This is a genomic window from Vibrio phycocola (assembly GCF_053850235.1).
In genome coordinates, this window is record NZ_JBSQDJ010000002.1 from 333,854 (window position 1) to 346,580 (window position 12,727).

The 12,727-nt window shown below is 40.8% G+C and carries 12 protein-coding genes and 1 tRNA gene; 3 read left to right on the top strand and 10 right to left on the bottom strand.

What is annotated here, in order from left to right; translation table 11 throughout:
- Positions 1–214 precede the first annotated feature (214 nt).
- The 8 genes from ACWU4D_RS04825 to ACWU4D_RS04860 form a co-directional block, all read right to left on the bottom strand.
- The gene (locus tag ACWU4D_RS04825) at positions 215–868 is read right to left on the bottom strand and encodes a hypothetical protein (RefSeq protein WP_456050262.1); all 654 of its coding nucleotides are present in this window, start codon (positions 866–868) and stop codon (positions 215–217) included.
- On the bottom strand, positions 861–2,072 hold the full coding sequence (locus tag ACWU4D_RS04830; RefSeq protein WP_456050263.1) for a hypothetical protein: 1,212 nt from the start codon (positions 2,070–2,072) through the stop codon (positions 861–863). The genes ACWU4D_RS04825 and ACWU4D_RS04830 overlap by 8 nt, the downstream gene beginning before the upstream one ends.
- Positions 2,065–3,102, bottom strand: coding sequence for a hypothetical protein (locus tag ACWU4D_RS04835; protein ID WP_456050264.1), 1,038 nt, complete (start codon positions 3,100–3,102; stop codon positions 2,065–2,067). Before ACWU4D_RS04835 ends, ACWU4D_RS04830 begins: the two co-directional genes overlap by 8 nt.
- A gap of 306 nt (positions 3,103–3,408) precedes the next feature.
- On the bottom strand, positions 3,409–3,690 hold the full coding sequence (locus ACWU4D_RS04840) for a hypothetical protein (protein WP_456050265.1): 282 nt from the start codon (positions 3,688–3,690) through the stop codon (positions 3,409–3,411).
- A gap of 39 nt (positions 3,691–3,729) precedes the next feature.
- Positions 3,730–4,260, bottom strand: a complete 531-nt coding sequence (locus ACWU4D_RS04845) for a hypothetical protein (RefSeq protein WP_456050266.1) — start codon at positions 4,258–4,260, stop codon at positions 3,730–3,732.
- Between the two features lie 178 nt (positions 4,261–4,438).
- The gene (locus ACWU4D_RS04850) at positions 4,439–5,161 is read right to left on the bottom strand and encodes an NYN domain-containing protein (RefSeq protein ID WP_456050267.1); all 723 of its coding nucleotides are present in this window, start codon (positions 5,159–5,161) and stop codon (positions 4,439–4,441) included.
- 388 nt (positions 5,162–5,549) lie between these two features.
- Positions 5,550–5,837, bottom strand: a complete 288-nt coding sequence (locus ACWU4D_RS04855) for a hypothetical protein (protein WP_456050268.1) — start codon at positions 5,835–5,837, stop codon at positions 5,550–5,552.
- Between the two features lie 404 nt (positions 5,838–6,241).
- Positions 6,242–6,329 (bottom strand) — tRNA-Ser (locus ACWU4D_RS04860).
- Positions 6,330–6,659: 330 nt separating this feature from the next.
- Here ACWU4D_RS04860 and ACWU4D_RS04865 point away from each other — a divergent pair.
- A complete protein-coding gene (locus ACWU4D_RS04865) occupies positions 6,660–7,340 on the top strand; it encodes a MaoC family dehydratase (RefSeq protein ID WP_456050269.1) in 681 nt (226 codons plus the stop codon).
- A gap of 213 nt (positions 7,341–7,553) precedes the next feature.
- The gene (gene yghU / locus ACWU4D_RS04870) at positions 7,554–8,414 is read left to right on the top strand and encodes a glutathione-dependent disulfide-bond oxidoreductase (RefSeq protein ID WP_456050270.1); all 861 of its coding nucleotides are present in this window, start codon (positions 7,554–7,556) and stop codon (positions 8,412–8,414) included.
- A gap of 112 nt (positions 8,415–8,526) precedes the next feature.
- Here yghU and ACWU4D_RS04875 read toward each other — a convergent pair whose 3' ends face one another.
- Positions 8,527–9,813 (bottom strand): hypothetical protein, encoded by a 1,287-nt coding sequence (locus ACWU4D_RS04875; protein ID WP_456050271.1) that lies wholly within the window; start codon positions 9,811–9,813, stop codon positions 8,527–8,529.
- A gap of 311 nt (positions 9,814–10,124) precedes the next feature.
- Between ACWU4D_RS04875 and ACWU4D_RS04880 the strand changes: the two genes are divergently transcribed.
- A complete protein-coding gene (locus ACWU4D_RS04880) occupies positions 10,125–10,469 on the top strand; it encodes a DUF3024 domain-containing protein (RefSeq protein WP_456050272.1) in 345 nt (114 codons plus the stop codon).
- A gap of 82 nt (positions 10,470–10,551) precedes the next feature.
- On the opposite strand, the gene rnb is transcribed toward ACWU4D_RS04880, so the two are convergent.
- Positions 10,552–12,552, bottom strand: a complete 2,001-nt coding sequence (gene rnb, locus ACWU4D_RS04885; protein ID WP_456050273.1) for an exoribonuclease II — start codon at positions 12,550–12,552, stop codon at positions 10,552–10,554.
- Positions 12,553–12,727 lie beyond the last annotated feature (175 nt).

Consider the following 12,727-nt stretch of genomic DNA (forward strand, 5'->3'; position numbering starts at 1 on the left):
TTAGGTCGCATTAACTCATCTCGGGGAATTTTCGTGTTTCATGGAATCGTAGACATGGAATCGTAGATTAGTACTTCATGAATTACTTCAGATATGGAAAACTCCGACAGGCAAAAGGCAAGACCTGACCCTGCTACTAGCGCTAATACAAAAAATACAGCATAAAAAACTAGAATGAAAAACCGTCAGATTGATTTCTAACGGCTTTCAGGTTTTATTGGAACGAATGATCAAGCATTAGCATGAAAGTCTGTAGATTTGCTTCATGGACACGGAAACGTCCTGTTCGAGATAATTCTGTGTCTATGCCGTTCACGACCATGTGAACGGTATCAATCACAGCGGGTGTTTCACTGTAATTTTCCAGATAGAACGGCTTCAAGTCTTTAGAACTGGCGATCTTTGTCTTAGCAACAGTATTAGGATCGCACTGAATGTTAGACAATGACATAGATTTGATTACATTGTCATACTTAGCGTCAAACACATTCAATAATTTCTTCAAATCAAGATCTACGGGTTTTAACCCGCTACTTGTTCCAAACAACGTTCGTATCATTTCAAATGGGTACTTCATGCTACGTGGTGGGTTTATCACATACAAAGCATGCTTAGTTCCGAACCGAACACCGAACTTCACCTTGATGTAAGAAACAGTTTCTATTTCAGAAACTTCACCATCTGGTAATTCAAATTCTTGCTTACTTATTACCCGTTCAATGAACTGCATAATAAAGTTGTCATCACTGTCATCAAGCAGTTCAAATCCAAAATCTTCTTGATCAGAATATAAGTTCTGACTTAAGCGGTCATAGAAGTCACCTTTGTTTGCATGTATTCCTGATTGATACAGTTTAACTTTAAGCATTACTTACTTCCTTTTGGTCAGTTGTACTACTTCCATGCAGTGCAAGAACATCATCCAATGACTCGAATATTGCATCTTCAAGTTCACGAATAATGATGTCAAAGTCAGCACCATCCACTGGTTCTTTGCCACCTTTCCCATCAACTGCTTCTTTACCAATAATTCTGAATTTTAAATCTTTTGCCTGATGCTTATCATCAAAAGTAAGTTCAAATGTCACTATCGGTTTGTCTTTTAATGACAATGCTTTAGATGACCATTTGATACGACTTCGATAGAAATTATTATTACAGAATTCTGTGACTTCATCTGCGTCATTCAATAATTGACCATCAAACTGAGCATTATCGATACTGCATTCGCGTTCATCTTTGGGGTCAATTAACGTTTCAGATGCGTCATCACTATCGCCATCAAGTAGATCACTGTCTAAATCATCTTCCAGTAGATCTTCATCTAAACTTGCATCGGCTTCACTTACACCTTCCAATGAAGCATCAAGAATTGAATGCACTTTACTGACGCGAACCTTTTCCAGTTCTAAGAACTTAAGGGGCTTAACCGTATCATACAACCCAAGCATAAATTGATTTCTTAGATCAGCATCTAATACTGCTGATAAATCAACATTTTGAACAATGAAGTCTTTATTGACAGTATCACGATACATCTTAATAATATCGTTCAGTATTTCTTGAATACGTTTTGTGTATGTGTACTGAATTGAGATGTAGTTTTTCTTTTCTAAGAATTGAATATATCCACCATGTCGCTTCTTCTGTTGGTACTTACCGCGACCAAAATCAAATTCCGTGTAGTCAATTTCAACATAAAATGATTGGATAGAACGTGAAGGTGTGATGTGTTCAGCACCGACAAAGCGTGGGCGACTTTCTTTTACCTTTTCTACAACGTCATTCAGAGCTGAAAGGTCGAACTTACCTGCAATACGCTTGACTGAGTACTGATCACGGTTAATCTTAGGGGTCAGGCGATTGATCAATTCTGTTAAATGTGAATATGAAAACGGCAAGTCTGATATGTGTCCGATCAATTCATCACGATCCAACGATGCTGGATAAATTGTTCCACGTTTAAAGGCTAACTTACGTAAAGCGTTTGCTGAAAGTTTCGCTTTATTGGATTGCAACGCGATATAGATATCATTTTCATCAGAGAAAATCGTAGATTTAAACTTAAGCATTTGCAGTCCCCTTAACTAAGTTACGCCAAGCACCTTCAAGAATAATAGGAAGTGGGAAAAGTGATGTCTTAATCGTATCCATTCCGATCAGTTCAATTCGTTCCAACTTATCACGTTGTGTTTCTGTAACCGCATACTGTGCACGATACAAACGCTGAGCAGTCTTGAAATACACAGGGGCTTTCCCTGAAAAAGGGGTGATGATGTAGACCTTTTCGAACATGTTAAGCATCTGATAATTGAAAATGTATTCAAACAAGTAGATAAAGTAATTGTCTGAAAGAATATCTTCATCCCAGTAGATGTTCAGGACTTTCTTTTTATGAATTGGATGTTCATACGAATACAACAACATACCAGAAGTGACCATTTCATTTGTTGCTGGATGCTTTACCGAGTCAGAAGAGCATTTGTTATGCTTATCAGGATAGTAGAATCCGCATTTGCTACGCTTCGGCATCATCTTCCAAACATTTGCTTCTGATTCATCTTCTTCTATGTTTCGACGTTCTTTTATATTTTCAACAACAGTCATTAGGAAGCGAATCAATCGAGGTGAATAGATGTTTAGCGTTGAGTCTTTTGGTAGGGCGAAGTCACGCATAGCATTAGAGTCGATCTTCTCCAAAAGATCGTCATCATATCTATCATCATTATTGTAGATAAACAGCATTCCATGAAGCCCGTATTTGGTTTCACCTTCACGATAAAATTCTGCCCATTCGGTACTATCACGAGCGCACTTAACTTGCATAGCAAGACTTTTAATCGCAGTGCCAATCTTCTGCGTGCTAATAGATTCTTTCTTATAAGACTTAAGGTCTGTTTGAATGTATTGGGTTAGTTCTGTGTAGGGGTCAATATACGAGAATACAAGATCAGTGGGATGTGTCTTTTTAGCATGTGCTTTATCGCAACAATCCCAATTGATATCTGTATAGTCTGTATTCCATTTCCACTTCAATTCAGTAAAAATCTTATCTGAAATGAGCTGAGCCATTTCATCTATATTCTTAGTTTCGCCGCCCATTCAACATTTGTCCGTAATTATTTGATAGTTATATAGTCATTTTATAGCTACATACATTAGACAACAATGATGCAATGCACACATATGCACTATAAGTTTGCCGAAAACCGAGCTTTTTTCCCGAATTTCACCAGTCAGCATTATGTATGGGAAGTATCAGCAAAGTGACAAAGATCAGGTCTTGCCTTTTGCCCACCATTAGCTTGCGTATTTCAAAATCAGAATTCTATTATTCGTTCTGATGCCGCTTGCAACTCATTTCGGGGCATAAACGTGTTAGCAACGATCTCGCAGGCGCGCCTTGGTTCATAAATTCACAACTTCCTTAAGTGCCTTATAAATTACATTTGGATCTGCCCCAAGTTTCTTTAACTTAAATGGCTTCTTAGTATGATTAGTTACAACCCATACTTGTGGTATTAGGTGTCCTCTGTTGAACTCATCGTAAATGGTGACGTCTTTAATATCGGCGAACAGAATGTTGCTTTTAGTCAGTGGGTAAGAAATCAACAAACTATCGTTGGTAATTTGAATACCTGTAACCGTTAGTAAGTATTCGTATAGGATGACTATCACTGAAAGGCTCATCCCTCCATAACCCAAAAGAATATTACCATTTCCCCCTAACTAGATACCCATAGCGGACAAACCGACAATACACATCACATATAATAAATGATGTAGCGGCCCTTTAGAAAACATGGACTGATGAGGCTCTAGATTTAGTGTGCATGCTTTTTCGTTTAATACGTTTCGAAGCTGCTCAAATCCAAGTAATTGATATTCGACTCGTAGTAATTCTTTGTTATTACGGTCTAGTAAATCTAAACACTGCATATACGGCCGCTCTTTTAGCCTATGTATTAACCTCCATGAGATTAGCCCTTTTTCTTTACCAATATGGATATACCAAATCCCATCGTCATCAGCCGCAACGTCTACGAATGGCAACTTTTTTAAAGTTAACCATGTAATGATAGACATGCCCCCAAAAACGATTATACATATTACGGTAACCATGATCGTGCGATACGGAGTACGTGGGTCTTGATCGAGAAAGAATGGCAGAGTAAAACTTAAAGCTAATAATCCTATTACAACTGCTAGACCGCCTTTCATTAACGGAATATATTGCTTATCGAATTTAAATTCTTGCATAGGTATGTTGTTGCTCTCTAACTCTCAATTTAAACGGGGAAAAATAGTTGGCTATAATTATCGAAGCACGAAGCAAAGCCAACTGTTATTGCTCGGTTTAAATCGATTTCGTTCCTAAGTAACTTGTGGGTAATTGTTAGTCATCAAATTCGTTTAAACCATCAGAGTAAACAGCACATCATTTTTGCTTACTAGCCTTTGTTATCAACTGAAACTCCATACCAGAACGCTTAGTGTTGCGAGTTTTATAGCGTGTTGGATACTTATCAAAAAAGTCAGATAACTTCTTCAGTCCGTAGTTTCGAGGGTCAAAATCTGGCTTCAATCTCTTCAAATATTTGCCAATTTCACCTAATTTTGCCCAACCTGATTCATCTCTATAGTTCTGCCAAGCTTGATGCATTAAACGCCATAATTCGCGTTCAGTGTCTTGACTAGAGCTCGATTGTGCCTCCCCAAGATCAACATCAGCGTTTAAGTTTTCTATAGCTACAAAGTCGTCACAAGCGTTTTTAAATGAAGTCGGAGTCATCGCTTTTCCGACACCGATAACGTGTATCTCCGACTCTCTTAATCTCGTGGCAAGACTTGTAAAGTCACTATCACTGGATATCAAAGCAAAAGCATCAAACCTTTGACTGTACAAGAGATCCATTGCGTCAATAATCATTAAAGAGTCTGTCGAGTTTTTTCCAGATGTATAGGCGAATTGCTGCTTAGCTTGAATTGCTAGCTCATTTAGAGGTTTCTTCCAGTTTTTTAGTTGTTCAGCAGAAAAATCGCCATATGCGCGTTTAACGATGATCTGCCCAAAACTAGATAATTCTTCAATAATCAGGTTTAGCTTTGAGTGTGGAGTGTTTTCTGAATCAATTAATACAGCGATTTTTCTATTGCCCATAATCCGTGCATGACCATTATTTATGTAGTTAGTTGCACTATATAGGAATTAGTAATATTTGTTCAAATGGAGGGACTCGGAAATGTTATGAGTAACAACTCTAAACAGAAATGGGACTTAAATGAGCTAAGGACTTAAGCATGATGAATAAGCTCAAGTAGAAAAGAAATCAACCTCTGACTTCTTTTCTAACTAGCACACCTTCAAGCATTCGGCTTTAATCTTGAACTTAACAGGATAGAACCCTGTTTTTTTGGTTGGGTATATTTGAGCATTTTAACCTCCTCATTGTGATGAAGAGGTGTCCACTAAAGCGGGGGAGGACTAGATGGCGTAATACCGCTTTAGCTTGTTGAGTTTAGCAATCAGGTTGAGTTAATTGTAACGGTCAAGCCTTGTTGTTCCATGTATTGTAGCGTGAAATCAAATCACCCTCGCAGCATTTAAAACCAAGGTATAGGAAAAGTGACATGATGCCGACAGCAGCAAGCTCAATAGTTTGAATCAGAGCGCCAGCCATGATCGCCGTGAAGCCATGTTCTTGTATGAATTCGATATTTGCCATCGACATCTGGAAAAGATTAACAGACAGTAATACAAAGCCAATAAAAAAGAGACCACAAAGAAAGAATACGACTGTCCAGTGATACGTACTGAGTTTTAATATTTGTTTCATACGTGCTTACCCTTAGTGCTTTAGATAGAGTTTAGCTCGGAAAATATGCATTAGAAAGATGATAATATTAAGTTTTCTATTGACGACACACTCTTAAGTTATGTTTATTACTTTGGTGTATTTAAAAAATGCTTAGTGCATTTCTTCTCTCGTCATTTTAGCTCGAATTAGACAGCGCCTACTTTTAATTAGTGGAGCAAGCTTCCAACAAAGGCGTTATTCCCGCAATTTCCCTTGCTACTCATACTTTGTTTTATAAGTGTTTTAGGAGTGCATACACGGGAACAATATAGGCCGTTTGTAGATTTTAATAGGTGCATTGTATCTCCTTATCGGACTAGATAGGGATTTGCAATGTTCAGAAACAAAAAAACCGCTGAATAATCAGCGGTTTTTTTAGAATGTGGCGGAGAGATAGGGATTTGAACCCTAGGAGGGTCGCCCCTCGCCTGATTTCAAGTCAGGTGCTTTCGGCCACTCAGCCATCTCTCCGTGAGCGGTATAATATTTTAGTTCGGGATTCGTTGTAAAGTCATTTTTTCATTGTTTTGAATTGTTTGCACATTTTATCGCCAACTTTGTATTCAGGGCTATAGAGTTTTAATTGGGCAGATAGATATTCACATAACAGGCAAATAAATTAGATTAAAAACTCTAATTGATAGATTTTTAATAAAATAGTGTTTTATTTCTAATTGTATGATTTTAAAGGATAAGAAAGGTTTCAGTTAACGCTTGTAAGCCATAAAGTGTTTGCGTCTTGGTGTGAACTGCTTCAAAATTATGAATAGATAATTCTTAATCATGAGACTGGAGTTAATTATGAGTGTCGTGGATCTTTTAAAACAGCGTAGTGAAGTTCTTAGCAAGCAGCATGATGTGTTGATGCAACGGATGCCGCCTGCAGTAAAGGAATATTGGGAAGAGCTTTTAACGAAGACCAACAACTTCCACCTCTTTACATGGTTGAAAGATACTCATAGCCCAGTGATTCACGAAACCACTATTAAAGTTAAACCGGCTATCGAGCTTAAACCAGCAGCTCAGGCGTTGTTCGACCAACTACAAAGTCAAATTGGTGAAGAAATTCATATCGGTGATTGGTTAGAAGTAGAGCAGGGCAGAATCAATCAATTTGGCTCGGTTACAGAAGACACACAATGGATTCACACTGATCCAGAAAGAGCCAAAGTTGAATCGCCTTATAAATCGACCATCGCTCACGGTTTCTTAACGCTTGCGCTATTGCCGAGATTGACGGAGTCGGTTAACCCAGAGAATCCATTGTTTCCAACCGCAAAGCTCGTGGTCAACATTGGTTTGAATCAAGTGCGTTTCCCTTATCCAATTAAAGCAGGTGATAACGTTCGTGCTCGAAGTCGTTTAGTCAGCGTCACGCCGATTAGAAAAGGTCTCGAAGTGGTTCGTGAAATTCGCGTCGAAATTGAAGGTGTGCGCCGTGCTGGATGCGTAGTGGAATCGGTTATCCAGCTACATTTCTAATGGTTTGCTATTTCGTTACTTGATCTGGTGACTGCGGTTCAGATCAAGTAGCCTGTTTTACTCACTTTCCTAGCTTTATTAATCATTTCTAATTCTTTCTTATAACAATACGTATCAATGATTCTCTCCAAGATTCGTTGTAATCCATTCAAAATAGTATCACTATCATTATCAACGTTTATTTCAGTCAGTGACTAAATCCGAGGAAAGACGATGAGCAAAGAATATGTACCACCAAAAGTTTGGGTCAACGATACCGCGGGCGGCAATCAGTGGGCAAATATCAATAGTCCAGAAGCGGGCGCTCGATTTGAGCGAGATCTGCCAGTCGGTGAGCATCCATTACAGCTTTATTCACTTGGCACGCCAAATGGTCAAAAAGTGACAATCCTTTTGGAAGAACTGTTAGCGTTAGGCATTAAAGAAGCCGAATACGATGCGTTTATTATTAAGATTGGCGAATCCGATCAGTTCTCTTCGGGGTTTGTTGGCGTGAACCCTAACTCTAAGATTCCAGCATTGGTCGATAAATCCGGTGATGAAGATGTGAACGTGTTCGAATCTGCTTCGATTTTGCTTCATTTGGCAGAGAAGTTCGGTCATTTCATGCCAAAAGAAGGAAATGCTCGCATCCAAACCTTTAACTGGCTGTTTTGGGTTCAAGGCTCAGCACCATTCTTAGGCGGTGGATTTGGTCACTTTTATGCTTATGCTGATACCAAGTATGAATACCCAATCAACCGTTTTGCGATGGAAGTAAAACGTCAGCTCGATGTACTCGACAAACAACTTGCCGACAATACTTATATTGCCGGTGAAGAGTATACGATCGCCGATATCGCGATGTGGCCATGGTACGGAAATTTAGTACTGGGTAGAGCGTATGATGCAGGAGAGTTTTTGCAAGTCGATACGTACACCAATGTCGTTCGCTGGGCGAAACAGATCGAAGCTCGTGAAGCGGTACAGCGTGGACGAATTGTGAATAAACCGTTTGGTGAAGAGTGGGAAAAACTGCTCGAACGCCATTCAGCCGCGGATATTGATGAGGTTTTGAAGTTACGTCCTGAGTAACCTCAATCATACAGAAACGCCCTGTTTCCCTAGATGTATAAATAGCATCGTGGAAAGCAGGGCGTTTTTTGTTATCAGAGGGTCGCTATCACTGAGTTAATAACGACTCGATCTAAGCGAACCACAACCAATTGATCAATCCAGAACTCAGCCACATCAGTACCATGTAATGCCATTGCAGTTTTAAAATTTGCTTCGGCGTTGCTTGATAGCGGCTAATCATCGCAAGGCCAACACCCGAAAGTGGACTTGAAGCGGTGGCGATTCCCCAAACGGTTAAGAATAGAAACGCGAGTTGATTTGGATTTGCGCCGAGTGGAATCAAGAACGGACTTGCAATCGCAACGGTGACGACCGGGTGTACGCCGACTAGTGCAAAGCCAATCATAATGGCACTGCAGATGATAAACATTAATGGTGAGAACGACGCGATCTCAAGCTGCATTAACTCTGGGTAACAGCTAATCACAGTACTAATACCGGTCGAAAAGACGCCTGCTGCGAGAAATAGGGCAAATTGACTGCTTACATTGGCTTGCTTCTCATTGAAGTAGTTAAGCAATATCTCTTTACGTGGCCGCCCTTTCATAAATATCAAGGCTCCCATTGGCGCGAGCACAGTAATAATCGTCAGAATACTGATGTCAGGATAAATTTCATGGGTGACAAGTACGCCAACGGCTAAGACTAGGGGCATGATCAAACTGTCTTTTTTCAGTGGGTAGCCTTCAAACTCGCTAAACTTTGCTAACCGAGTATCACGATAGTTTATCAACATCATCGGGATAACCATTAACAGTCCCGGAATGAACGCTTGCTTCCACTCGGCACCTGGAGCGTAGGTTAACGCAACACCGGTGGCGACAAAAAAGGGAGACCAGAAAGCCGCGGCACAAAAACTGCGCATCAACACTTGAATTTGGCTATCGCTAAGGCGTCCATTTCGCAACAATCTGTCGCCGACAACGAAAACGATCGAGAGGTTGATGACTGCGCCGAGTATGTGGCTGCTTAATAGTGTTGACCAGAACCCAGACTTCCCCCTAGGCAGTTGTTTGGCTTCCTCGGTAGGGTTTGCTAATGAAAGCAATGAAACCGCCACAAACATGGTAAGTAGAGGCATATTTCTAGAGGCAAGCTTGACCCAATCTGGGCTCGCACCTAAACCAAGCGACCAGACGATGAGCAAAATGCCGATGATCAACAATATTGCAGCTTGGCGCTGAGCCGAACGTCCGAGCGCAGTCCAAAATAGACCAACACTGAGCCACGAAAATAGAGCGGGAATCACGGGTGAAACTGGAAGCCATTGACTGACGAGAAATAAGATGGCGCTTGTTAATATTAACCAGCCAACAATCATTCGTTGTTTGCTCGGCTGGGGAAGGGCTGTGCTCATTAAAAGTGCCTATTGTTCAGATAAAAGGTCATAAAGTGTTGGAAGATGTCGCGATATCACGTCTACCATGGCGATAGCGTAATGTAATCCTATTAGTATGACAATAAGATCGATCACTTATCATCAAGGTTGATTAAATTCGGTGTATTTTAACAAAGAGGCTTGGAGTGGCGAATTATCTGTATTTCACAAATAAGATGTTGAAATGTGAGGCTAGCTATTATCTAATCGAGGTACAGACGAGGTTTTTTCATTCATGATTATGGCATCCTCGTTAGAGTTCATTGTGATTCTTTGTGGTCGAGGTGTAAATGTCAGTTGTGAATTTGCTACAACGTCAAGTTGAACGACGTGCTGAATTGTTATGTCATAGCCGAAATAAAGGCATGCCGGTTGCCCTTGGTAAGTCTTGCTTCGAACCTTTATCAAATGGAGTCCAGTTTAATAAGCAGTGTTATAAGCTCGATTCACATCATGTTGAATACTTAAGCCCTGTGGCAAAAATCGAATGGGATAGTGATGAAGGCATGTGGGCGCTGTTTGTTGCCGACCAAGAAAATGAGTGGATGCCATATCCTTATCTTCAGCGCAGTGGTGATCTTACCGCAGTGATTCGTGAAGTGGAAAAAGACCCTAAGTCCTATTTTTGGTCGTGATTGTTAGATAAATTGGAATAAAAGAAAACAAAATAAAAAAGGAGGCAAGTAAGCCTCCTTTATTGATCTTAGCGTTCTAAATTTAGTCGGCTGGTGTTTCTGTCGCGACTACTGGTTCTGGGAAAGCTTGCGTTGGTTTGGCAACGAGATTTCGGTTCTCTTGGTTCACTTCGGTTAGTACCACCTCAAGTGTCCCGCCTAGCTTATACACGACCTCTTTATCTATGGATATAGTGCCAATTTCGTTGTTGCATTCGATTCTCTTCTTGTTGTCCACAATGAGAGAGCCAGGAATAAAGGCTGCCGCACCATTTTCGAGAAGTCGTACGCGCATACCTGCTCGATTGATATCAAAGATTTCAGCGGTATATCGTGTTTCATTAGCTGGCTCTTCGGCAAGAGTACGAGCGTATAACCAATCACTCACATTGCGTTCAGCCATTCTGTGATGTTTACGGTGTAAAGCTAGCTCTTCACCCACGGTTTCATCAGGTACTTGGACTGGCTCTTTACCTAAAATGTGTGCTTTCAGCATTCGATGATTGATCATGTCACCGTATTTACGAATCGGAGAAGTCCAAGTGGCATACACATCTAAGCCCATCGCAAAATGGGGTAGCGGTTGATTTCCGACCTCACTGTAGGCTTGGTACTTACGAATGCGATTATCCAAGTAGCTTGTCTCTTGCTTGGATAAACTGCGGCGAAGCTTGGCAAAACCGTCTACTGTCACTAATGACTCTTCGGTGTGACCTTCTACGCCATTGTCGGACAGCATAGTAAGTAAGTCCGCCATCTTTTCTGTTTTAACGCCGGCATGAGTATTAAATACACCTAAATCAAAGCTCTGTTTTAGGATTCGGCCAGCACAAATATTCGCGGTTACCATCGCTTCTTCAACCAAACGATTAGCACTGCGGCGAAGATCGGCATGGATGGCGACGACATCATTGTCTTCACTGAGCTCAAAACGATAATCAGGGCGATCAGGGAACACAACCGCATTGGTTTCTCGCCATTGCGCTCGTGCCAGTGATAGGTCATACAGATCGTTAACAACATCTGCAATATCTTCACTTGGTGCCCAGTGTTCACATTTTCCGTTTTCTAAATAATCGGAGACGTGATCGTAAACCAAGCGTGCATGAGACTTTATGTTCGCAGCAAAAAAGCGAATATCATCACCAATCACACCATCTTTGGCGATGGTAACAGTGCAGCATAGTGTTGGACGCAACGTGTCTTCGATAAGAGAACAAAGCTCATCGGCTAAATCTCTAGGCAGCATCGGAATATTTCGACCGGGTAGATAAATGGTGTAGCCACGTTCGCGCGCAACTTTATCCATAGCATCATCTGGAGTGATATACGCAGTTGGATCGGCTATCGCGATCGTCAGTTCGTAATCACCAGAATCGAGTTTCTTAGCATAGAGAGCGTCGTCCATATCTTTGGTTGATGCGCCATCGATGGTGACAAAGGGAATATGAGTTAGGTCTTCGCGAACCAGAGCATCATCATCTTTGAGTTGCCAATCATCGATGCCTTCTGGTTCTTTATTTGGCAAGTCGTTTTGTGCCAATGTTACCCACCAAGGCGCAATCTTATCGTCGGCATCGGTGATTTTTTCCGTGATTTCGACAAAGAAATGATCATCCTCTTTTTTGAGAGGGTGACGAATCAATTGACCAACAATCCAGTCATTATCTTGGAAATGGGTTGGATTCTGCCCTTTGGCTATTTTTGCTCGTAATGGGAGCTTCTTTAGTTGTGGATGATCGACCACAACATTGAGTTTGCCTTTTGTTAGCTTTACTCGTCCTATAAATCGAGACAGAAAGGGTTCAATCAATGTTTCAGGTTCGGCTACTTCTCGCTCTTTCTCTGTGCGAATAATCGCCGTCACTTTATCGCCATGCATACATTTTTTCATGTACGGCGGTGGGATAAAGAAGCTGGTTTTGTTGTCCACTTCGAGGAAACCAAACCCTTTATCAGTTGCCTTAACGGTTCCTTCTTTCTTGGGTAGGGTTTCTTGAATTTGCTGTTTGAGTTGTGCGAGTAGCGGGTTGTCTTGAAACATTAGTGTATTGTATGCCTTTGATTTTTTATGAGGAGTAATCTTTCCCCAAAAACGAAAATTTACCCGGTTAGGACAATTTACCCGGTTAGGGTAATAACCTTGCGAAGTACATCTATCTAAACGGTTACTGAGTCACATGTTACTAGCTAATCGGCGAAAAGTGTACTTATCAGGT